Raw genomic sequence first — 22,781 nt, 5'->3', positions numbered from 1 at the left:
TCAGCCTACGTTTGTCGGCTCCGGTATGCCGAGCGCTGAGAGCGCAAGCACGATCCCGCCTTGCAGGATATGCTCGCGATGAGCGGCGACCAGTTCGATCAGCGTCTGCCGCTCGGGCTTGCCACTGGCGAAGCCGGCCCAGTCGAACACCGCCGCTACTCGTTCCAGCATCCGTCGTTCGTCGAGCGCCGCCAGCGCCGCGTCGAGCGGATCGGTAAAGTGGGCTTCCGGCAGGTCCTTGCCGCGCGCCTCGCAGGCGGCGATCCAGGCGGCGATCACCAGCGTCAGATGCTCCGGGACCAGGCCGGCCTGGATGCACTCGATGGCGGTAGCGACAATGCGCTGCGGCAATTTCTGGCTGCCGTCATTGGCGATCTGCGCGGTGCGGTGGGCCAGCGCGGTGTTGGAGAAACGTTCGGCAAGTTCGGCCGTATAGGCTGACGTGTCGAGCCCGGCATCCCCAGGCAATGTCGGGATGGCCTCGGCCCAGAGCCGGTCGACGAACGCGCGGATCGCGGGATCCGCGAAGGCGCGGTCGACGGTGACGTGGCCGCTGAGCAGGCCGATATAGGCGATGCCCGAATGGGCGCCGTTGAGCAGCCGAAGCTTCATGTCCTCGAACGGCCGGACATCCTCGACCATGGTGACGCCGAATTTCTCCCAGGCCGGGCGGCCGGCTGGAAACCTGTTTTCGATCACCCATTGCCGGAACGGTTCGGTCATCACCGGCCAGGCGTCCTCGAGGCCGAGTTCGACCGCGATGCGCGCCCGGTCGGCATCGGTGGTTGCCGGCACGATGCGGTCGACCATGCTCGATGGGAATGCAACGTCATCGGCTATATGACCGGCGAGGGCAGCGTCGCCTGAAGCAGCAGCGCCGGCATCGCGCAGTTTTGCAAACCCGACCAGCAGCCGGTGCAGCGTGGCGCCATTGGCCGGAAGGTTGTCGCAGCACAGCACGGTGAAGGGCGGCGTGCCGGCGGCCCGGCGTCGCACCAGCGCTTCCGCCAGGAATCCATGCGCTGTCCTGGGAGATCCGGGATTGCCCAGATCGTGGACGATATCGGGATGGTTTTCGTCGAGGCTGCCGTCGGCGGCCCTGAGATAGGCCTTTTCGGTGATGGTCAGGGTGACGATGCGGGTGCGCGGGTCGGTCAGCGCGGCCAGCACCGCGCCGGGGTCTTCCGGCGCGACCAGCATCGACTGGATCGAGCCGATAATGTGCAGCGCTTCGCCATCGCTGCCGCGCACCGCCAGCGTGTAGAGCCCGTCCTGTGGCGTCAGCGCATGGCGCGTGTCGGGGCTGCGCAGCGAGACGCCGACAATGCCCCAGCCGGTCTCGCCGGCCGCTAGGCAGTCATCGACATAGGCGGCCTGATGGGCACGGTGGAAGGCTCCAACGCCGAGATGGACGATGCCTGGGGCGACACTGGCGCGATCATAGGGGGGGACCGCGACCGAGGCCGGCAAGGATTGCACTGTTGCGTTGGAAAGGCGTCTGCTGGTCATGGCGCGGCTTGTCGCTGGATGGTGAGCGGGGCGGGATCTGCTAGCGGCCTAACATCCGCTCTTCCGCCGCACAATGACCTGACGCCGGTTAAAAGTCATCATACAACAATCCAGTTTTTGTATGTTGACATTATTTCTTTCCAATCCTACCGATATCGCCCCTGGGAGGAACGACGTGGCGGGACTGACCGATCCGGATCTGCTTTTTGCCGCCGAAGGGCGCGCGCTGTCGATCGCGCGCGATCTCCATGCCGGCATCAAGGACCTGCCGATCATCAGCCCGCACGGCCACACCGATCCGCGTTGGTATGCGCTCAACGAGCCATTCCCCGATCCCGCGCAATTGCTGGTGGTGCCCGACCACTACATTTTCCGTATGCTGTTCAGCCAGGGCGTGCGGCTGGAAGATCTCGGCGTCCCGACCCTCGACGGCTCGCCGGTCGAGACCGATCCCAGGGCGATCTGGCGGCGCTTCGCCGAGCACTATTACCTCTTCCGCGGCACGCCGACGCGGTTGTGGCTCGACCATGTGCTCGAGCATCTGTTCGGCATCGAAGAGCCGCTCAACGCCAGCACCGCTAGCCGCCATTACGACACCATCGCGGCGCTTTTGCAGCGCGACGATTATCGCCCACGCGCGCTGTTCGAGCGCTTCAACATCGAGGTCATCGCGACGACCGAGGGCGCACTCGACGATCTCCAATGGCACAAGACGATCCGCGACAGCGGCTGGCAGGGCCGCGTCATCACTGCCTACAGGCCGGATGCCGTCGTCGATCCCGACTTCGAAGGATTTTCGGCCAATCTCGATCGTCTGGGCGAGATCACCGGCTGCGACACCGGCACATGGGCCGGCTATCTCGACGCGCATCGCAATCGCCGCGCTTTCTTCAAAAGCTTCGGCGCAACCTCATCGGACCACGGCCATCCGACGGCCGAGACCGCCAATCTTTCCGATGCGGCGGCGGAAGAGCTGTTCAACCCCATCCGCCGCGGCTCGGACGACGAGCGCGAGCGCAAGCTGTTTCGCGCCCAGATGCTGACCGAGATGGCCAAGATGAGCCGCGACGACGGGCTGGTCATGCAGATCCATCCCGGCTCATGGCGCAACCATTCCCCCGGAATTTTTCAGAGATTCGGCCGCGACAAAGGCTTCGATATTCCGACCCGCACCGACTATGCCGCGGCGCTCAAACCCTTGCTCGACTGCGTCGGGTTGGAGCGCGACCTCTCCATCATTCTGTTCACGCTCGACGAGACCAGCTACGCGCGCGAACTGGCGCCGCTGGCCGGCGTCTATCCGGCGCTGAAGCTCGGGCCTGCCTGGTGGTTCCATGACAGTCCGGAAGGCATGCGCCGGTTCCGCGAGATGACCACCGAGACCGCCGGCTTCTACAACACTGTCGGTTTCAACGACGACACCCGCGCCTTTCCATCCATACCCGCCCGCCACGATGTGGCGCGCCGGGTTGACTGCGCCTTTCTCGCCCGTCTCGTCGCCGAGCACCGGCTGCGTGAGGACGAGGCGCATGAGCTGGCGCGGGAGCTTGCCTACACGCTTGCCAAGAAGGCGTACCGGCTGTGAGCCGGGCGCGTGGAATTTTAAAAGGGAGGAAGACAGTCATGTTTCATTTTTCAAAACTGATGGCAGCCACATTCGCCTTCGGCTCGCTGATGATCGGCGTTGCCGGCGCCCAGACCGTACTGCGCTCGGCCGACACCCATCCGGACGGGTATCCGACCGTCGAGGCGGTCAAATATCTCGGCGAGCTCATCAAGGAGCGCACCGCCGGCCGCTATTCGGTCGAGGTCTATCATTCGGCGCAGCTCGGCGAGGAAAAGGACACGATCGAACAGACGCAGACCGGCGTCATCGATCTGAACCGCGTCTCGATGGGTCCGTTCAACGGCATCGTGCCGGAAACCGCGGTGCCGTCGCTGCCCTACATGTTCCGTTCGGTCGAGCACATGCGCCATGTCATGGACGGGCCGATCGGCGACGAGATCCTCAAGGCCTTCGAGACGCATGATCTGGTCGGCCTTGCCTTTTACGATTCCGGCGCCCGTTCCTTCTACAACACCAAGAAGGACATCACCTCGATCACCGATCTGAAAGGCATGAAGTTCCGCGTCATCCAGTCCGACGTGTTCGTCGACATGGTCAACGCGCTTGGCGCAAATGCCACGCCGATGGCCTATGGCGAGGTCTATTCGGCGCTCGAAACCGGCGTCATCGACGGCGCCGAGAACAACTGGCCCAGCTTCGAATCCGCCAAGCACTACGAAGTCGCCAAGCACTACACCGTCGACCAGCACCAGATCGTGCCGGAAGTGCTGGTAATGTCGAAGTCGAGCTGGGACAGACTGACGCCGGAAGACCAGGCGATCGTCAAGCAGGCGGCCAAGGACAGCGTCGTCAAGATGCGCGAATTGTGGGACGCGCAGGAGAAGAAGTCGCGAGAGATCGTCGAGAAGGCCGGCGTCAAGGTCAGCGAGATCGACAAGCAGCCGCTGATCGATGCGATGAAGCCGGTCTACGACAAGTATCTGAAGACGCCGGAGCTCAAGGACCTCGCGACGCGCATCCAGGCGACCAAGTGATTTTCTGGCGGCGCGGCATGGCGCCGCCCCGCCAATCGCTTTTAGGGGACGGAAAGACCGGGAGGATCGGATGACTGCGGGAACGGCCAGGAGCGGAGCGCCACCGCGCTTCAGCGCGGTGCTTTCGAAGATTTGCGACGGTGCGCTCTATCTCGCGGGCATCGGGATGGTCGCCATGACCGCGCTTGTTGCCTACCAGGTGTTTTCCCGCTTCGTGCTCAACGCGTCACCGAGCTGGACCGAAGTCACCGCCATCATGCTGATGAACTGGTTCATTTTCCTGGGCGCTGCCGTCGGCGTGCGCGAGAATTACCATATGGGCTTCGACGTGCTGCTCTATATCCTGCCCAAGGGCAGCAAATGGGCGCTGCGCACCCTGTCCGACCTGATCGCGTTCGGCTTCGGCTTCGGCATGGTCTGGTACGGCTGCAAGCTGGTCGGGCTGACCTGGCGGACCATCATCCCGGCGCTCGAGCTTCCCGGCGGTTTCGACTATCTGCCGCTGGTCGCCGGCGGCTTTCTGATCTGCCTGTTCTCGGCCGAACGCATCGTGCTGCGCTGGTCCGGCGCCGACATCGACAAGGATATCAATCTCGAGGAAGTGCCGGAAATGCCGGCCGTGCAGGAGGCCTAGATGGAACTCTGGATCCTGTTTGGCGTCTTCACGCTTTTGATGTTTGCCGGCACGCCGATCGCCTTTTGCCTGGGTGCGGCGTCCTTCGCCACCGTGCTTTATCTCGGCCTGCCGCCCCTGGTGGTGTTCCAGCAATTGAAGTCGGGCATGTCGGCGTTCTCACTGATGGCGATCCCGTTCTTCATCTTTGCGGGTGATCTGATGGTGCGCGGCGGCATCGCGCAGCGCATCGTTTCCTTTGCCGGCTCGCTGGTCGGTCATGTCCGCGGTGGGCTCGGTCAGGTCAACATCATCGCCGCGACGTTGTTCGGCGGCATTTCCGGCTCGGCTGTGGCGGAAGCCGCTGCCGTCGGCGGGCTGATGATCCCGCAGATGAAAGCGCGCGGCTACGGCGCCGACTACGCCGTCAACGTGACCTCGATGGCGGCGCTGATCGCGCTGCTTCTGCCGCCGTCGCAGAACATGATCATCTATTCGATCGCCGGCGGCGGCAAGATTTCGATCGCCGACCTGTTCACCGCCGGCATCCTGCCCGGTCTGCTGTTCGCCGCTTCGCTGATGGTCACCGCCTATTTCGTCGCCCGCAGCCGAGGCTACCCGGTCGAGGCCTTTCCCGGCTTCTCGCGTGTCGGCGAGCTGGCGGTCATCGCCATCCCCGGACTTCTGCTTATCGGTATCATCTTCGGCGGCGTTCGCTCGGGCGTTTTCACGGCGACGGAAAGCTCCTGCATCGCCATCATCTACGCCTTGCTGGTCACCGTCTTCGTCTACCGGTCGATGGCCTGGGGCGATTTCGTCCATGCCACAAAGGGCGCGGTGCGTACGACCTCGATGGTGCTGCTGATCATCGGCACGGCGGCCTCGTTCAGCTGGCTGATGGCCTATCTCAAAGTGCCGGTGCTGCTGATCGCGGGCATGAATGCCATCTCCACCGACCCGCTGGTGGTGCTGCTTCTGCTCAACGTCCTGATGCTGCTGCTCGGCACCTTCATGGACATGGGGCCGATGATCATCATCTGTACGCCGATCTTCCTGCCGCTGGTCACCCATTACGGCGTCGATCCCGTGCATTTCGGCGTCATCACCATCCTCAATCTCGGCATTGGCCTCAACACACCGCCGGTCGGCACGGTGCAGTTCGTCGCCTGTGCCGTCGGCAAGATTACGGTCTGGGAAGCGATGCGCTCGATCTGGCCGTTCTATGGCGCGGGCATCGTGGTCCTGGGGCTGGTGACCTATATTCCGGCGATTTCGCTCTGGTTGCCGAGCGTGTTCAAATAGGGCGTCTTCAAACAGGGGTGCGATATGGCATCGGATAGCGCTGTTGATCTCAGGGTCGAGAGAAAACCCAAACTGTCGGAGACCGTCGTCGCTGCGATCCGCAAGCAGCTGCAGGCGGGCGAGATCCTGCCCGGCTACAAATTGCCGACCGAAGGACAACTGACCGGGACCTTCGGCGTCAGCCGCACCGTCATCCGCGAAGCGCTGGCCAAGCTCGCCGCCGACGGGCTGGTCGAGGCGCGCCAGGGCGCAGGCGTGTTCGTCACCGAGCACATCTCAACGATGTTCGGCGCGCTCGCCGCCGATATGGGCAGCAAGGATTCCATCGCGCTCAATGTGCTCGAAGTGCGCCTGGCCGTCGAAATCGAATCGGCCGGGCTCGCCGCCATTCGCCGCAACGCCGCGCAGGAAGCAGCGATCCAGGAAGCGTTCTTCGAATTCGAACGGCTGCTTCTTAACAGCGAGCCGACCGGTCCGGCCGATCTCGCCTTCCACCGGGCAATCGCCAGCGCCACCAACAACCCGTTCTATGTCGAGATGCTCGATGTGCTCGGACGCCGCGCCATTCCTTGCGACGTGACCTCGCCCTGGTCGACCGAACTGGTGCAATCCGACAGCTATCAGCGAGGGCTGCAACGCGAGCATCTGGTGATCCTGAATGCGATCACCTCAGGCGACGCCGAAGCCGCGCGCGAGGCGATGCGCGCTCATCTCACCGCCAGCCAAGAGCGCTACCGCGAGCGGCTGCACGCCCGCCAGGTCTACTACGCCGACTCGGTCAAGGCGTCGGCAACCAAATAGCCATTCATTCAGCTGGAGCAGCAATGACTCAAAGTCACCCGCATACCGATTTCACCTCGCGTTTCGCCATCGACCCGGTCGCCGCTGCTTCCATGGGCACCGACGAACTGCGTCACAACTTCCATATTGACGACCTGTTCCAGCCGGGACGCGTCAGCCTGACCTACACCCACTATGACCGCATGATCGTCGGCGGCGCCGTGCCGGCGGCAGCGCCGCTGCCGCTGGAAGCGATCAAGCCGACGGGCACCAAGAATTTTCTCGACCGCCGCGAGCTGATCATCGTCAATATCGGCGGCGCCGGCTCGGTGACGGCAAATGGCGAGACCCACCAGTTGCAGGCGCGCGACATGCTCTATCTCGGCATGGGCAGCACCGACGTTTCGTTCGCATCGGCCGATGAGGGCGCACTGGCCAAATTCTATCTGCTCAGCGCGCCTGCGCATCACACCCATCCCAACCGGCTGATCCGCATTGGCGACGCCAAGCGCCTCGATCTCGGCAGCAAGGAAACCTGCAACGAACGCTCCATCTTCCAGTTCATCCATGCCGATGGCGTCAAGACCTGCCAACTGGTGGTCGGCATGACGCAGCTGGCGCCGGGCTCGGTGTGGAACACCATCCCTTGCCATGTGCATGACCGGCGCATGGAGGTCTATCTCTATTTCGACCTGCCGGAGACGGCGCGCGTCTTCCATTTCATGGGCGAGCCGGACGAAACCCGCCACATCGTCATGGCCAATGAGGAGGCAGTGCTGTCGCCGGGTTGGTCGATCCATTCCGGGGCCGGCACCTCGAACTATGCCTTCATCTGGGCGATGGCCGGCGACAATGTCGACTACACCGATGTCGACCCGGTGCCGCTGGGTGAATTGCGTTGAGCGGCCCTTCCTCCTTCAGCCTGGCCGGCAAGCGTATCCTGGTCACCGGCGCGAACACCGGCATCGGCCAAGGCATCGCCGTCTCGATCGCGCGCGCCGGCGGCATCGTCATCGGTGTCGGCCGCTCTGTGATGGACGACACGGAAAGGCAAGTCGCGGAAGCCGGCGGCCAGTTCGAGACTGTGCGGTGCGATCTCGCCGATCATGTTGCCGCCAAGGCCATGCTCGACCAGGTGTGGGAGAAGACCGGCCCGATCGACGGCCTGGTCAACAATGCCGGCATCATCCGCCGCGCCGATGCGGTCGATTTCTCCGAGGCCGATTGGGACGACGTCATCGACGTCAATCTGAAGACGCTGTTCTTCCTCAGCCAGGGTTTTGCCAGGCGCGTGCTGGCCGATTCCGGGCAGCGCGGCAAGATCGTCAACATCGCCTCGGTGCTGAGTTTCCAGGGCGGTATTCGTGTCGTGTCCTACACCGCGTCGAAACATGGCGCGCTCGGCATAACCCGGCTGCTGGCCTGCGAATGGGCGGCAAAAGGCATCAACGTCAACGCCATTGCGCCCGGCTATATTGAAACCAACAACACCGAGGCGTTGCGCGCCGATCCCGACCGCAGCGCCGCTATATTGGCGCGCATCCCGGCCGGGCGCTGGGGCGGACCGGAAGACATAGGCGACGCCGCTGTCTTCCTGCTGGCCCCCGCATCCGACTATATGCACGGCGCCGTGATCCCGGTGGATGGCGGCTGGCTGGCGCGATGAGGAGATGGTCATGATTGAAGCCAAGATTTTCGCACAGCCCGGCGAGAGCGCCTGGACGCCGACGCCGGACGGCAACAGACGCCGCGTTCTCGTCTCCACCGATGAGCTGATGATGGTCGAGTTCGGCTTCGACAAGGGCGGCGTCGGCGCACTGCATTCGCACCCGCATGTCCAGGCCAGCTATGTCGCCGAAGGTCGCTTCGAGGTGACCATCGACGGCCGCACCGCGACCATCGAGACCGGCGGCAGCTTCATCGTGCCGTCCAATCTGGTGCACGGCGTCAAGGCGCTGGAGGCCGGGCGCCTGGTCGACAGCTTTACCCCGCACCGCGCCGATTTCCTGGCCTGAACCTTTTTCGGCAATTCCAGAAACAGGAAACCCGCGCCTCCTGGGGAGGCGCGGGCTGTTGCCTGTGCGCTCGTGGCGCAGCGGTACTCGAAACATCGCCGCAGGGTTGGACGGTGCCGCAACATGGTGAAGATAGGTTTAACGATGCCAATCAGGTAGATCGCCGGTAGGGTGTTGCTGCTGCTTGTTGTGGTCACGCAGGGGCTGCGCTAATCGTTCTGTCCACGCCGCTGCTTCGGGCGGCCGATCGCAAAAACATCAGTGATGCAGATATCGACGACAAGCGTGCCGACGCACGATCCCAAACGGCGCGTCCTCAAGGACGTGTTCGGCTTCGACGATTTCCGTCCCGGACAGGCCGCGGTGATGGAGGCGCTGCTTGGCGGCCGCCATGTGCTGGCCGTCATGCCAACGGGTGCCGGCAAATCGCTGTGCTACCAGGTTCCGGCGCTGGTCAAGGGTGGGCTGACCATTGTCGTTTCGCCGCTAGTGGCGCTGATGCAGGATCAGGTCGCGGCACTGCGCCTCGCCGGCGTCGCCGCCGATACGATCAATTCCTCGATCGACCGTGATGCCAATGTCGCGGCATGGCGCCGCGTCGCGTCGGGCCAGACGCGGCTGCTCTACCTCGCGCCGGAACGGCTGATGACCGAGCGGATGCTGGATGCGCTTGCCAGGCTCGATGTCAGCCTGATCGCCATCGACGAGGCGCATTGCATTTCGCAGTGGGGGCCGGCGTTCCGGCGCGAATATGAAGACCTTTCGCAACTGCGTGGCATCTTTCCCGACGTACCGATCATTGCGGTGACGGCGACGGCGGACGAGACGACGCGGGCAGACATCGAGAGACGGCTGTTTGGCGGGCGTGTCGAAACGCAGGTGCTTGGCTTCGACCGACCCAACATCAAGCTTGCCATCGAGCCCAAACAGGACAGCAAGCGGCAGTTGCTCAATTTCATCGGGCGCCATCAGGGACGCAGCGGCATCGTTTATTGCCTGTCGCGCAAGAAGACCGAAGAGATGGCGGCGTTTCTCGAAAAGAACGGCGTGACCGCGCTCGCCTATCACGCCGGGATGAGCAAGGAGGCGCGCGATGCGAATCAAAACGCCTTCATGACCCTGTCGGGCGTCGTCATGGTGGCGACCATCGCCTTCGGCATGGGGATCGACAAGCCTGATGTCGCCTATGTCTTCCACACCGATCTGCCCGGCAGCCTGGAAGCCTATTACCAGGAGATCGGCCGTGCCGGTCGTGACGGGCGGGCGGCTGAGGCGCATATGCTTTACGGCCTCGGCGATATCCGCATGCGCCGCATGTTCATCGACGACGAGGACGCAGCCGTTGAGCACAAGCGCCGCTCGCATGGCCGGCTCGATACGCTGATCGGCTATTGCGAGACGGCCGAGTGCCGCCGCCAGGTGCTGCTCGGTTATTTCGGTGAAGAGGCGGTCCCTTGCGGCAATTGCGACAATTGCCTGGAACAGGCGCCGCGCACCGACGGCACCGCCGAGGCGAGCCTCATCCTGGCGGCGGTGGCGCAGAGCGGCGAGCGCTTCGGCGCCGGCCATGTCATCGACATCCTCATCGGCCACGAGACTGAAAAGATCGCGGCAAGGGGGCATCACAGGCTGGCAGCCTTTGGCAATGGCACCGCGCACAAGAAGGATTTTTGGCAATCTATGATTCGCCAGCTGGTCGCGAACGGTTTCCTGATGCCGGACCCGGCCGGCCATGGCGGGTTGGCCATCGCGGACAAGGGCCACGCACTCGGCCGGGGCGAGGTGCCGTTCCAGTATCGGGTCGAGATGCGCACGCGCGCCGCGCGCCGCGCGGCTCGCGCCGGGCAGAGCCCCCAGAGCGAAAATGTAGATGCGTCGCTGCTCGCGGCGCTCAAGACGCTGCGGCTGCGTCTGGCCAAGGAACGCCAGGTGCCGGCCTATGTGGTGTTTTCGGATCGTACACTGATCGACATGGCCGAGCGTCGTCCGCAAGACCTCCACGATTTCGCCGAAGTGAATGGCGTCGGTGCGGCCAAGCTCAAGGAGTTCGGCAAGGTTTTTCTGAGCGCCATTGCCGCGCACTTTTCCGAGGCGTCAGGCTGAGAGGCTTTTGCTGGACCAAAGCCCGATCCGGCATCAGTACGCCTTCAAACTGCCCGCCCGCTTATCCTTTCATTTTGGCGCTACCCTGCCGTAGGGGAATGGCCTTCCAAATTGTATGGAACCGTGACGACAACACACATTCCTGAATCTATGCGGTCGATTCTTCGGATGTAGCCGTGACTATGGAACCCGCTGTTGCGCGCGGATGGCGGTTTTCTTGGCCTTGGAGACGCTACGTCGGCAGCCGCTATCCGCTAACCCGAATGGTATGATTCAGACCATCTTTGTTGTTGAAAACCCGCTTTCGACGGGAGTATAAAACTCGAGGTTACCATTGCTTTTCGTATAGAGGCTGTGGTGGAAACGTGGGTCCAATCCGCAAAGCATTGCCTTGCGTGGAAGTGGTCGAAGCCGGCGGCGAATGGTCCGTTCCTGTGGCCAAGGAAGACCAGGAAATTACCCGAATCATTCGTGATTGAACCGTTTGCGCTGTCCTATGCTGAGGGCCAGCGGATACGCCTGCATCTCGACAAGTTCGTTCGTCTGTAGAGAGGCTAAGCCCGACGAAAGACCGGTGGGAACCTGACCACCAGTTCATTGAAAGCGCCCGCCGTAGCCAGCTCCGAGCGGAGAGCCAACTGGACTCCCTGCAATCGACCATCGCCGAAACGCGACGCGTCCTAGAGGCTTCACGGAAGCTCTTGGAAAAGATTGCCGAGCGCGAAGACCATACCCAGCCATAGGGAATGGCCGGTGCAGGTTGGGCATGCTTGTGGGGCTTCACCGCACCGGCCACTGCGGGGAGATATGAGGCCCCCTGCGCTGCTTAAGATATAGGCATATTAGCAGCCGCGCAATTAACCGTATTGCGCTACCCAGCCGTAGGGGCATGGAAATCGGAGAAGTTTGTGCCGGTTACCGCCAGCACGCGAGCAAGTCATTCTGGAAGCATGGAAACAGCGATTTTGCTCGTGCCATTGTGCGTCTGAAATCTAGTTCCTGCTGCCGATTATCCCTACGTTAACTGGAATACTTATATTCCCGAAGGGTTGCGAATCAGTCGATTGTCAAGCGCATGCCATGGAGCAAGCAAGGGATCGATCTGAGCAGAAGGGCCGCAGCGGTCGAAGCGCGCTGGGAAATCCGAGCGGCTTCGGCAATTGTCCGCTCTGGCTCGCCCGCTACAACTCGACTCGCGCAGTGTGGACGGAATCACCGGCCATGTGGACGAGAACCATCTGGCGATGTCGTTCACCGAGTTTCGTTCGCGCTTCAGCCTTTAAGGGCAAGGTGATCAAGGCGATCGGATCGCCGCCTCAGGCGGCTTCGCGTTCGGCCTGCGCAGTCAGGTCCGGCTCCCGGCGGCTGTACTGCCGCGGCGAACAGCCCATGACGCGCTTGAATGCCGTGCTGAAGGCGCTTTCGGATTCGTAGCCGAGCGCCAGCGCGATGACGGAGACCGGATCGCCGGAATGCATCAGTCGGTCGCCGGCCAGCATCATGCGCCAGCGCGTCAGATAATCCAGGGGTGAGGCCCCGACCGTCTGCTTGAATCTGAGCGCAAAAGTCGATCGCGACATGCCCGCGCGCTCCGCCAGTTGCTGCAATGTCCAGCCATGCGCCGGGTCCTCGTGCATGGCGCCGATCGCCGCGCCGATCTGCCTGTCGGTAAGTGCGAACAGCCAGCCGACATTGCCTTGCGCGGTCATATGCAGGCGCAAGGCCTCGATCAGGATCATGTGGGCGAGGTGCTCGACGATGAGAAAGCCGCCGGGACGCCGCTGGCGCAATTCCTGCATCATCCGCTCCACCGGCCAGCGAAGCGCCGAATGGTCGCTCTCGCCGCGGATGTGGACGATGGGCGGCAGCATCCGCAAGAGGATGCCGGCATGGTCGCCGGACAGCGTGAAGCGACTGCTGACCAGGAGGAAATCGCCGCCGCCATTATGGACGGTGATGCCGCCGGTCCGCGCCGGTGAAAAGATCGTTCGCGCATCGACCGTCGGCAGGCCAAGATCGCTGGCAAGACGGAAAGGCCGGCCGCGCGGCAGCAGAAAGCAGTCGCCGGCGTCAAGGCGCACCGCCTCAGCGACGCTCTCGACCGACAGCCAGCATCGGCCGGACACCACGGCGCCGCATTTGATGGCGGCCTGCTGGTCAGGGAACTGGATCGCCCAGTCGCCACCGGTTTCCAGCCCGGCCGACAGGTAATTGCGCGGCTTCAGCAGCGACAGCACGTCTGACAGCGGATCCATGAGCGTTCTCGGACGATTGCGAAGATATCTCGGATTTTACAGTATAGATCGTATGATCGCAACCTTCTATCTCCTTCGGCAACGGGCTGCCTGTACGGCCTTCGCCGAAAACCAAGGAGAAATGATCATGCGTGTGTTCGTTACCGGGGCTACCGGTTTTGTCGGTTCGGCTGTTGTGCGGGAATTGCTCGGGGCGGGCCATCAGGTGCTTGGCCTCGCGCGGTCGGAAGCAGGTGCGGAGTCGATCGTGGCCGCGGGCGCCGAGGCGCATCGCGGCGATATCGAGGATTTCGAGAGCCTGCGCAGCGGCGCTGCCCAATCGGATGGCGTCATCCACACGGCCTTCAACCACGACTTTTCGAGATTCGCCGCCAGTTGCGCAGTTGACCAGCGCGCCATCGAAACGCTCGGCGCGGCGCTCGAGGGTTCCGAGCGGCCGCTGCTTGTCACCTCCGGACTCGCCGGTTTTGCTCAGGGAAGGCCGGCAACCGAAGACGACAAACCTGCGCCTCCATCGGTCTCCATGCCGCGCGCTTCGGAAGCAACGGCCGTGGCGCTCGCAGCGCGCGGGGTGCGCGCATCGACGGTGCGGCTGGCGCCGACCGTCCATGGCGAGGGCGATCACGGTTTCGTGCCGATGCTGATTGCCATTGCGCGTGAAAAGGGCGTCTCGGCCTATGTCGGCGACGGCGCAAATCGCTGGGCGGCGGTGCACCGGTTCGACGCCGCCACCCTGTACAGGCTGGCGCTGGAGAAGGGGGCGGGCGGCGTCAGCTATCATGCGGTTGCCGAACAGGGCGTGGCGAGCAAAGAGATCGCCGAGATCATCGGCCGCCGGCTCGGCCTGCCGGTCGTTTCCATAGGCCCCGAGGAGGCGGCTGCGCATTTCGGCTTTCTCGGGCATTTCATCGGCAGGGACTTGTCGGCGTCAAGTGAGCAGACCCGCACTGCGCTGGGATGGCAGCCGACCGGGCTTGGGCTCATCGCCGATCTCGACCGTCCCGGCTATTTCGAGGCCTGATCAGGCCGGCCAGTCGCGTTGCATTGCACGACCGACAGCCTGGCGATCAGCGGCAGTGCCAGCAACACGGCCAGACGCAGCCCGCCGAGCGGGCAGCACCGTCGTGCTGCTGGAACCGCCGCCACATCTGTATGGCGGCAAGCAGAACGAACACGGCGTAGGCCGCCCGCAGCCCGGACGACCTGCTCGCCCGTCGCCGGAAAGCCGGCGAAGGCATGGCCTCGTCATGGCAGACCTACCTTGTTACGGGGATGCGCGCGCGATTCCCGCGCCTAGTTAGAGATCGCCCTTCCTCACCTTGCCGTAAACGATATTCCGGTTCGAGCCATAGTAGACTTTCGCGTCGAAAGGACTCCCGCCGAGGGCGGCATTGATGATGTCCCACATATCGTCGGCCGAACGTAGGATGAGCGGCCAATCCATGAAAGTCTCCATGTAACCATCCGTCGTTATCTCGTCGCTGAAATTGGCAAACAGGAATTCGCCACCGGGCTTGACGAGTTCCATGGCTCTTTGAAGCAGGCGGACGCCGATGGCACGCGGCAGGTAATCGTAAAGCCCCGATGCGTAGACGAGATCGAATGTGCCAAGGGCGTAGGCGCGGCGCAGGATGCCGCGTACGGAACCCTGGACTGCCTCGACTGCCGTGCCGGCAAAGTCGTGGTTCACCGTGGCTACGCTGACGGGGTCCTGATCCAGGCCGATCCAACGTTGCAGTTTATGCCTGGCCAACGCATCGGAGCGTTCGGCTTCCCTGAGGTGGCCGCAGGCAATCGCCAGCACCTCAGCCTTTTCCACACTGCTGGCCGTCTCGTCCACGGTCCTGGCCAGAATATCCCGCCGCTCGCGCCCCGCCACCGAACTGGCAGCTTCACTGGTGTACGCATAAATTTGCCGACCAAGTAAGGTCGACGAGGCCACGATCTCGTCGGCGATCGGATGCTTGTAGTAAATATCCAGCAGGCCTGCATCGCCTGAATACCCGCGCGGTTTTTCGACCGACCACCGCGTGAACGGGTCTTGGAGCAAATATTCCGCGACCCGATGCTGCTGAGCCAAAGGAACGAGTTTCTGCCAGACCGCGGGAGCAACCTGCCGGCGGAGCTTGTGGAGTCGCCCCGCCAAACGATGGACGACGGGGGCGGCCGGTTTGTTTCGCGCAAAGGCTTGATGAGCAAGGTCCAGTATCAGGGCGAGCTGGGCCGTGCTGTCCCTCAACTCGTCGGAGTCAGCCGCCTCTTCGGAGGTCGCAACATGTTTCTTCATCAGCCTGGTGGTGACCAGGCTGTATTGGTCGAGCTGCAGTTTTGGCTTGATAGGCATGCCGTTTACTCTCCGGTTTACCGCCCCGGTCCCCGGCCAGCAGCATAGGTGCGCCGCCAACCAATGCTAACAATTTTAATAAAATTTTAATCAACGGAACGGCCATCAATCCTGCAAACTGGCTAAATCCGAACCGCCCGTTTACCCTCGGTTAGCGACATCTGACTTTTCTTGCGGACAGGGACGTCTTCATTCCCCAACCGCAGGCGACGTCGGCTGTTGCATTCGCTACTGCAGATCGCGGAGGAGCGTTGCGATGCAACTGAGCGAGGACGTTGCCCAGAAGGTGGCGGCAGCGATTGGACGTCCGCGGTGGCATTCCGCCGATCCGGAACTCCTGACACTGTTCCTGCAGAAGGATGCCGATGAGAATCGCAGCCTTGTGCGATGGGGTATTGCGGCTGCTGTATTCAGCTATGTGGCCTATGGCCTTTTCGATTGGTTTCTCTTTCCGGATGTCGCCGGCCGGCTTGTTTTGACGCGCGTTACGCTAGGGATCACTTCCCTGGCGCTTGTCGAATTTGTCGCCCGACGGGGCTTTGCCCTTGCCACCTTGCACCTTGTAGCAGCGCTGGCGATTGTCTCCGGTGCCCTTGGGTGGCTCGTCTCCGCTGTTGGAACAGAGCATCAGGATGCCCTCTCCCATTTCATGGTTTTTGGCACAGTGTTCATCCTGGGTGCGAATCTGTTCTTCAACTTCCGTTTTTGGCTTTCAGCCCTTGCCTCCGCGACGGTCGCCGCAAGCTTTGTGTACGCCGCGATGTTCTCCCTTCAGGCCGACATCGCCGGCCGCATCGTGCTGTCGGCCTATTTCGTGAACTGCCTCGTCTTGTCGCTTTATCTTTCGTGGCGGCTGAGCCTGGAGCGGTACCAGACTTTCCTGCACGCGCTTCGGGCGCAGTTCCAGGAGCAGGCTGCTATCAAGAAGGGGCAAAAGCTAACCGAAATCGCCGACACCGATCCGCTCACGGGAATGAAGAACCGCAGGGCGATCATTCGAGAATTCTCGGAGCTGCGCGAAGACTGGGCCGCGGACGACGACGAGATAGGGCTCATTCTGATCGACGTCGACTACTTCAAAAGGTTCAATGACGGACTTGGTCATCAGGCCGGCGACGATTGCCTGATCAAACTCGCCCATGTCCTCTCCGAGATGGCGGCTGCCAACAACGCCATCGCGGCCCGCTATGGCGGAGAAGAATTCGTCATTCTCTGCAAGGTCACCGGGCGGGCTCACCTTCATGAGATAACGAAGAAATTCTGTCGCGCTGTAGAGGATTTGGATATCTATCACCCTGACCGGGGCGACAAGCTCAACATCGTCACGATCAGTGCCGGAGCGTCGTTGACGCGCGCCGATCAGAGCATAGAGCTTAGAATCCTGCTGCAGGAAGCTGACCGCGCACTCTACGCGTCCAAGTTTGCCGGTCGGGCTACGTTCACGATTTACGACCCACACGCCACCAGCCAGGATCGCTCGGGCGAAAATCTTTCAGAACTGCTGAAGGTGGCAGTTTCCAACCAGCTCGTTTCTGTCGCCTACCAGCCAATTCGCGAGCTGGCGTCGGGACGCGTGCTGGGCCACGAGAGTCTGATGCGGGTATGCGACTTCGACGGCACCATGATCAGTCCGTCCGTATTCATACCCGTTGCCGAGCAGACCGGAGCGATCGTGGAACTGGGTACGTGGCTGATCGATCGAGCCTGCGGTGACATGACGGAATACGGATTGGGCTCGGTCGTGACGGTGAACGTCTCCGTTCTTCAGCTCAAGGCTCCCAACTTTTCGCTCCGGATCACCGAAATCCTTGGCAGGCACGGCCTTGCGCCCCAGAAACTGGCCATCGAAATCACCGAAGGCAGTGACATCTTTCTGGAGGCGCAAGCGGTAAGAAACGTGGAGCGGTTGCGAAAACTCGGCGTTCAGATCTGGCTGGACGACTTCGGAACGGGATTTGCCGGCCTGACATGGCTCCGCCGCTTCAAATTCGACGTGGTCAAGATCGATCGCAGCTTCCTCCACGATTGCCAGACGTCTCGTGGCTTGAGCCTGTTGCGGGACATGGTCGGGCTGCTTCGCAATCTCGGCCATGTCGTGCTCGCCGAGGGCGTCGAAACCGAAGAGCAGTACATATTGCTGCAGCGCCTGGGGGTAAATTTGATGCAGGGCTTCCTCACCGGGCATCCAGTCCCGATCGAAGAGGTAAACCAAATGAGGCAAGGCCTTGTTGCCTAGCGGCAGCCCCTTCGCTGAAGCTTCGGAGGGCATCCTGCTTCGTTCCGGTCCCCCTACGCTACTTCGTAGCTTCGGGCGACACTCCTACGCCCAGATGCGGTTCCGGGTGGCCTGCCACCCGAAGCCCGCAGGGCGTAGGGTGGCGGAGAGGGAGGGATTCGAACCCCCGATGGGCTTGCACCCATGCCGCATTTCGAGTGCGGTGCATTCGACCACTCTGCCACCTCTCCGCGGTCATGGTCGGCCGTTGCCGGCGCGGCGCACTAGATAACGGCTGGGCGGGCAGGTTACAAGGCCAAATCCGCGGGGGAATTCAGCTTCCTGTGCGGGCTCTGTCTGGAGGGCTGCGCCGCGGCCACGTCGGCAGATAGGCCAACCGGTCTCGACCGGAGAGATCGGGGGCGGCAAGGAGGCGGCGTGGCCAAGGATTCCGCCCGTTTGCCTTGACTCGTACCGAACCTTCGGTTAGGGGAAGCGCGCAATCGGCGTGGAGGGTTCTTCCACGCCGCTTGTTTTTCGAACCCGCAGACTGACAAAAAGACGGCCGAACCGCGTGACGCGGCTCATCGAGGCCGACCGAACAGCGAAAGGCAAAAAATGTTCGCAGTCATTAAAACGGGCGGTAAGCAGTATCGCGTTGCCGCCAACGATCTCCTGAAGATCGAGAAGCTCGAAGCCAATGTCGGCGATATCGTCGAAATCGGCAGCGTCCTCGCCCATGGCGAAGGCGAAAATGTCACCTTCGGCGCCCCGTTCGTCGATGGCGCTCTGGTCACGGCGGAAGTCGTCGAGCAGGGCAAGAACCGCACCGTCATCGCTTTCAAGAAGCGCCGCCGGCAGAATTCGCGCCGCAAGATCGGCCACCGCCAGCTTCTGACCACCGTGCGGATCGCCGAGATCCTGCTGGGTGGCGCCAAGCCTTCCAAGAAGGCCGCAGCCAAGGTGGAAGCCAAGGAAGTCAAGGCTGACGTAGCGCCCGAGGCGAAGGCCGAGGCCGCGCCGAAGGAAGCCAAGGCGAAGAAGGAAGCCAAAGCCGAGGCTGCTCCGAAGGATGAAGCCAAGACGGAGACCGCCGTCGCCGCGCCGCTGTTCAAGGCGCCGAAGGGCGAGCCGGACGATTTGGCCGTGATCAAGGGCATCGGCCCGGTTGCCGCCGGCCAGCTGCACGAGCAGGGCATCACCACCTTCGCCCAGCTTGCCAAGCTGTCGGACAAGGACGTGGCCAAGATCGACGCGCACATGCCCTTCAGCACCGACCAGATCAACGACTGGCGCGAGCAGGCCAAGGAACTGGCGAAGAAGTAAAACGAACCGGCGACAAGGTCGCCGGATCGGACTTGAAACGGAACGCGAACGCGTTCATAAGACCATTCAAGCGCCCCAGGGCGCATCGGAGTTAGTTAGATGGCACACAAGAAAGCTGGCGGCTCGTCGCGCAACGGTCGCGACTCGCATTCCAAGCGTCTGGGCGTGAAGAAGTTCGGCGGCGAAGCCGTCATCCCGGGCAACATCATCATCCGTCAACGCGGCACCAGCTGGCATCCCGGCGTCAATGTCGGCATGGGCACGGACCACACCCTTTTTGCGCTCGAGACCGGCGCAGTCACCTTCAACAAAAAAGCCAACGGCCGAACCTACGTATCGGTCAACCCGATTACCAAAGCCGCGGAGTAGCCGGTTCCGCACTATAAAACCGGCGCCCATCTCGGGAACCGGTGTCTGGCCAAACCAGTGAATGGAGCCAGGAAAAGGATCAGGGGAGATGGGTTTTCCATCTCCCCTTTTTCTTGCCTGGAGGACGTCGAATGGTTGCCGAAGCGGAAGACACCGAAGACGAAAGTTACGCGATAGATTGCCCGGTGCTGGCCACGGAGCGGCTGGTGATGCGCGCCCCGTGTGAAGCCGACATCGCGCAACTGGTCGAGCTTGCCGACAACCGTCATGTCGCCGAGATGCTGGCCCGCATGCCGCACCCCTATGGCGAGGCCGAGGCACGCGCCTTCCTGGCCATGACCCGGTCGCGCCGGGCCGGCATCGCCTACGCCCTGACGCTCGCCGGCACCGACATTTTCGTCGGCTGCGCCGGCCTCAACATGACCGATCGCGGGCTGGAACTCGGCTACTGGATCGGCGAGCCCTATTGGAAGCGCGGCTATGCGACGGAGGCCGCGCACGCGTTGGTCGACCTCGCCTTCCAACGGACGTCGATCCAGGTGCTGCAGGCTTCGACGCGGGTGATCAATCCGGCCTCGCGCCGGGTCATCCACAAATGCGGCTTCCAGTATGCCGGCCAGGGCATGCTGAACTCGATCGTCGCCGGCCAGGTGCCGGTCGAGCGGTACCGGCTGGACAGAAAGACCTGGATCAGCCTGCGCAACTGGGTCCACTTCTGATGGTTTGTTCCGATCAAGCCGATGGCCGATTATAGCAACCATATCGAAGCAGTCACGATTGCGCCGATGACGCCGCGCGATGTCGAGAGTTTTCACCAGGCGCTCGACATCGTTGCGCGTGAGCGGAAGTACCTGTCTTTCCTGGAAGCGCCGCCGCTCGATCAAACCCGAACATTCATAGTGGACCGCATCGGGAGAGGCGACCCAGGGTTCGTGGCGGTTGTTCGTGGCGAGGTTGTCGGTTGGTGCGATATCTCACGGCATGACCGGCAGATACATGCTCATCGCGGCACCCTTGGAATGGGAATTGTGCCGGACTATCGAGGACGTGGTCTGGGACTGCGGCTTATCAATGCCGCCTTGACGGAAGCACGCAACATCGGCTTCGTCCGCATCGAGCTTTCCGTGCATTCCGACAATGCCCGCGCCATCTCCCTCTACTACAAGGTCGGGTTTGTCACCGAGGGTGTGCAGCGTGACGCGGTCAAGATCGACGGCCGATACGTCGATGCGATCATGATGGCGATCGTCGACCGCAAAAACGCCGGCAGATGAACAATCGCCGGTCAGCCCATCTCGACCCAAATCGGGAGATGGTCCGAGCCGACCGCTTCACGGTCGACCCACAGGCGCTTCAGCGATCCGGCGAGCGAGGCCGAGGTGAAGATGTAGTCGATGCGTTTGTGGCGGCTTGTGTCTTCGGGTCGCGTGGGATCGACCCAGGTGACGACGTCTGGTGTGTTCAGGCGCTGGGCGACGTCGACGGCGAGATCGGCGGTCAGCGGCATGCCGAATTCATGGTCCGGGCGGCCGACGAGTTCGACATATTCGGGCGAGCCGGGCAGCATGTTGAAGTCGCCCATGACTATGAAGGCTTCGGGATAGGGCAGGTCCGGCAGGCCGATCTCGGGAATGCCGGAGAGACCGCCGCCCTCGAAGGCATAGTTCAACAGGCGCTGGCGCAGGAACCGGATCTGGCTGGCGCGCTCAACCGGACTGCGATGGTCAAGATGCGTGGAATAGAAGCGGATGAAGCCGAGCGGGGTCTCGACCAGCGCCTCGAGTGCGCCGCGCTGGAAGTTCATCGCCTCAAGGCTGCGGCTGCGCGGCAAAAGCAGATTGCGCGACAGATGGATCGGCGTCTTCGACAGCACCATGTTGCCGAGCTGGAAAGTGGTGGTGATGGCGCGGCCGGCCTCTAGGCGCGAGCCGACATTGACCTCGAAATTGCTGCCGTAGGCGGCAAAATATTCGGGCAGCGCCTCGCCGATCTCGGCGACCATGTCGCGGTTGCCGTTCCTCGGATTGTTGCGGGTCACTTCCTGCAGCGCGATCACGTCGGCGCCGCGAACCGCCGCGGTGATGCGGCCGAGATCGTAGCGGCCATCCAGACCGATACCGTACTGGATGTTGTAGCTTACAACCTTCATTCCCGCGCCCCTCAAGCTCCGTCCGCGAACACTGCTACCGCGTCCCCGGCAAAAGGGCATCCGGCGCTTTAGTCGCAAAACGGCCTCGCCCTTGGCCGCGCCTTGGTTTAGAGCAAGGCGCAAGATCTAAAGCAAAGCCGCAAGGCCAACAGAAACTGCGTAGTCCAATGAAATTTCTCGATCAAGCCAAGGTTTATATCCGCTCCGGCGACGGTGGCGCCGGCTCTGTGTCGTTCCGGCGCGAAAAATTCATCGAGTTCGGCGGCCCGGATGGCGGCGACGGTGGCCGCGGCGGCGATGTCTGGCTGGAAGCGGTCAATGGGCTGAACACGCTGATCGACTATCGCTACCAGCAGCACTTCAAGGCCAAGACCGGTGTCCACGGTATGGGCCGCAACATGACCGGCGCCAAGGGCGCCGATGTGACGCTCAAGGTGCCGGCCGGAACCCAGGTGTTTGCCGAGGACAATGAGACGCTGATCTGCGACCTGACCGTGGTCGGCCAGCGCTTCTTGCTGGCCAAGGGCGGCAATGGCGGTTTCGGCAACCAGCATTTCAAGACCTCGACCAACCAGGCGCCTCGCCGCGCCAATCCCGGCCAGCCCGGCGAAGAGATGAATGTCTGGCTGCGGCTGAAGCTGATTGCCGACGCCGGCCTGGTCGGGCTGCCCAATGCAGGCAAGTCGACTTTTCTGGCAACCGTCACCGCGGCCAAGCCGAAGATCGCAGACTACCCCTTCACCACGCTGCATCCCGGCCTCGGCGTTGCCCGCATCGATGCGCGCGAATTCGTCATCGCCGACATTCCGGGCCTCATCGAGGGCGCGCATGAGGGTGTCGGCATCGGCGACCGCTTCCTCGGCCATGTCGAGCGCACGCGTGTACTTCTACACCTGGTCTCGGCGCAGGAGGAAAACCCGGGCAAAGCCTACAAGACCGTGCGCGCCGAGCTCGACGCCTATGGCAATGGGCTGATCGAGAAGGTCGAAATCGTCGCGCTCAGCCAGGTGGATATCCTTGACGCCGATGAGCGCAAGAAGAAGGTTGCGTCCCTCAAACGCGCTGCCGGCCGCGCGCCGATGCTGCTGTCGGCGGCCACCGGCGAGGGCGTCGAAGCGGTGCTGCGCGCGCTGATGGCGGTTGTCGGCGAAGCGCGCGACAGGGCTGCCGCTCCCGTCGAGACCCGCTGGGACCGATAGC

At 62.7% G+C, this 22,781-nt stretch carries 20 protein-coding genes and 1 tRNA gene; 16 read left to right on the top strand and 5 right to left on the bottom strand.

The features are described 5' to 3' along the window. Positions 1-1,509, bottom strand: coding sequence for a mannitol dehydrogenase family protein (locus NKJ58_RS00750; RefSeq protein WP_023715908.1), 1,509 nt, complete (start codon positions 1,507-1,509; stop codon positions 1-3). A gap of 175 nt (positions 1,510-1,684) precedes the next feature. Between NKJ58_RS00750 and uxaC the strand changes: the two genes are divergently transcribed. From uxaC to recQ, 9 genes are all read left to right on the top strand, one after another. Then, the gene (gene uxaC, locus NKJ58_RS00745) at positions 1,685-3,094 is read left to right on the top strand and encodes a glucuronate isomerase (RefSeq protein ID WP_023715909.1); all 1,410 of its coding nucleotides are present in this window, start codon (positions 1,685-1,687) and stop codon (positions 3,092-3,094) included. 38 nt (positions 3,095-3,132) lie between these two features. Beyond that, positions 3,133-4,110, top strand: a complete 978-nt coding sequence (locus NKJ58_RS00740; protein WP_352852701.1) for a TRAP transporter substrate-binding protein — start codon at positions 3,133-3,135, stop codon at positions 4,108-4,110. 70 nt (positions 4,111-4,180) lie between these two features. After that, on the top strand, positions 4,181-4,744 hold the full coding sequence (locus NKJ58_RS00735; protein ID WP_023688890.1) for a TRAP transporter small permease: 564 nt from the start codon (positions 4,181-4,183) through the stop codon (positions 4,742-4,744). Then, the gene (locus NKJ58_RS00730; RefSeq protein WP_023693176.1) at positions 4,745-6,025 is read left to right on the top strand and encodes a TRAP transporter large permease; all 1,281 of its coding nucleotides are present in this window, start codon (positions 4,745-4,747) and stop codon (positions 6,023-6,025) included. A 24-nt stretch (positions 6,026-6,049) separates the two neighbouring features. Then, the gene (locus NKJ58_RS00725; protein ID WP_352852700.1) at positions 6,050-6,826 is read left to right on the top strand and encodes a FadR/GntR family transcriptional regulator; all 777 of its coding nucleotides are present in this window, start codon (positions 6,050-6,052) and stop codon (positions 6,824-6,826) included. 23 nt (positions 6,827-6,849) lie between these two features. After that, positions 6,850-7,707 carry a 5-dehydro-4-deoxy-D-glucuronate isomerase gene (kduI, locus tag NKJ58_RS00720; protein WP_352852699.1) on the top strand — a complete coding sequence of 286 codons (858 nt, stop codon included), beginning with the start codon at positions 6,850-6,852 and terminating at the stop codon, positions 7,705-7,707. Then, on the top strand, positions 7,704-8,471 hold the full coding sequence (kduD, locus tag NKJ58_RS00715; RefSeq protein ID WP_352852698.1) for a 2-dehydro-3-deoxy-D-gluconate 5-dehydrogenase KduD: 768 nt from the start codon (positions 7,704-7,706) through the stop codon (positions 8,469-8,471). The genes kduI and kduD overlap by 4 nt, the downstream gene beginning before the upstream one ends. 10 nt (positions 8,472-8,481) lie before the next feature. Continuing rightward, entirely contained in the window at positions 8,482-8,820 is a 339-nt protein-coding gene (locus tag NKJ58_RS00710; RefSeq protein WP_023684110.1) for a cupin domain-containing protein, read from the top strand. Positions 8,821-9,084: 264 nt separating this feature from the next. After that, the gene (recQ, locus tag NKJ58_RS00705) at positions 9,085-10,923 is read left to right on the top strand and encodes a DNA helicase RecQ (protein ID WP_352852755.1); all 1,839 of its coding nucleotides are present in this window, start codon (positions 9,085-9,087) and stop codon (positions 10,921-10,923) included. 1,316 nt (positions 10,924-12,239) lie between these two features. Here the strand turns inward: recQ and NKJ58_RS00700 are convergent. Then, the gene (locus NKJ58_RS00700; protein ID WP_352638471.1) at positions 12,240-13,178 is read right to left on the bottom strand and encodes an AraC family transcriptional regulator; all 939 of its coding nucleotides are present in this window, start codon (positions 13,176-13,178) and stop codon (positions 12,240-12,242) included. Between the two features lie 127 nt (positions 13,179-13,305). Between NKJ58_RS00700 and NKJ58_RS00695 the strand changes: the two genes are divergently transcribed. Next, a complete protein-coding gene (locus NKJ58_RS00695; protein ID WP_023704933.1) occupies positions 13,306-14,199 on the top strand; it encodes an SDR family oxidoreductase in 894 nt (297 codons plus the stop codon). A gap of 276 nt (positions 14,200-14,475) precedes the next feature. Here the strand turns inward: NKJ58_RS00695 and NKJ58_RS00690 are convergent, their stop codons facing one another. Continuing rightward, positions 14,476-15,522: a class I SAM-dependent methyltransferase gene (locus NKJ58_RS00690; RefSeq protein ID WP_023668687.1), complete on the bottom strand. Its 1,047-nt coding sequence runs from the start codon at positions 15,520-15,522 to the stop codon at positions 14,476-14,478. Between the two features lie 256 nt (positions 15,523-15,778). On the opposite strand from NKJ58_RS00690, the gene NKJ58_RS00685 reads away from it, so the two are divergent. Then, positions 15,779-17,758 (top strand): putative bifunctional diguanylate cyclase/phosphodiesterase, encoded by a 1,980-nt coding sequence (locus NKJ58_RS00685; protein ID WP_352852697.1) that lies wholly within the window; start codon positions 15,779-15,781, stop codon positions 17,756-17,758. A 140-nt stretch (positions 17,759-17,898) separates the two neighbouring features. Here NKJ58_RS00685 and NKJ58_RS00680 read toward each other — a convergent pair. Beyond that, positions 17,899-17,988: transfer RNA gene (locus NKJ58_RS00680), tRNA-Ser, on the bottom strand. Positions 17,989-18,355: 367 nt separating this feature from the next. Here NKJ58_RS00680 and NKJ58_RS00675 point away from each other — a divergent pair. From NKJ58_RS00675 to NKJ58_RS00660, 4 genes are all read left to right on the top strand, one after another. After that, on the top strand, positions 18,356-19,063 hold the full coding sequence (locus NKJ58_RS00675; RefSeq protein ID WP_023700236.1) for a 50S ribosomal protein L21: 708 nt from the start codon (positions 18,356-18,358) through the stop codon (positions 19,061-19,063). A 99-nt stretch (positions 19,064-19,162) separates the two neighbouring features. Beyond that, positions 19,163-19,432: a 50S ribosomal protein L27 gene (gene rpmA / locus NKJ58_RS00670; RefSeq protein ID WP_352852696.1), complete on the top strand. Its 270-nt coding sequence runs from the start codon at positions 19,163-19,165 to the stop codon at positions 19,430-19,432. 131 nt (positions 19,433-19,563) lie between these two features. After that, a complete protein-coding gene (locus NKJ58_RS00665; RefSeq protein ID WP_023688901.1) occupies positions 19,564-20,151 on the top strand; it encodes a GNAT family N-acetyltransferase in 588 nt (195 codons plus the stop codon). 21 nt (positions 20,152-20,172) lie between these two features. Then, the gene (locus NKJ58_RS00660) at positions 20,173-20,706 is read left to right on the top strand and encodes a GNAT family N-acetyltransferase (RefSeq protein WP_023744951.1); all 534 of its coding nucleotides are present in this window, start codon (positions 20,173-20,175) and stop codon (positions 20,704-20,706) included. An 11-nt stretch (positions 20,707-20,717) separates the two neighbouring features. On the opposite strand, the gene NKJ58_RS00655 is transcribed toward NKJ58_RS00660, so the two are convergent. Beyond that, positions 20,718-21,581, bottom strand: coding sequence for an endonuclease/exonuclease/phosphatase family protein (locus NKJ58_RS00655; protein WP_023728671.1), 864 nt, complete (start codon positions 21,579-21,581; stop codon positions 20,718-20,720). A 167-nt stretch (positions 21,582-21,748) separates the two neighbouring features. Between NKJ58_RS00655 and obgE the strand changes: the two genes are divergently transcribed. Next, positions 21,749-22,780 carry a GTPase ObgE gene (gene obgE / locus NKJ58_RS00650; protein ID WP_023668691.1) on the top strand — a complete coding sequence of 344 codons (1,032 nt, stop codon included), beginning with the start codon at positions 21,749-21,751 and terminating at the stop codon, positions 22,778-22,780. The last annotated feature ends 1 nt before the right edge of the window (position 22,781 follow it).

Origin of the sequence: Mesorhizobium sp. M0139 (assembly GCF_040322455.1) — a bacterium.
In the GTDB taxonomy this organism is placed as follows: Bacteria; Pseudomonadota; Alphaproteobacteria; order Rhizobiales; family Rhizobiaceae; genus Mesorhizobium.
The sequence above is the reverse complement of the archived record's forward strand: the minus strand, read 5'-3'. Positions and strand labels throughout refer to the sequence as shown.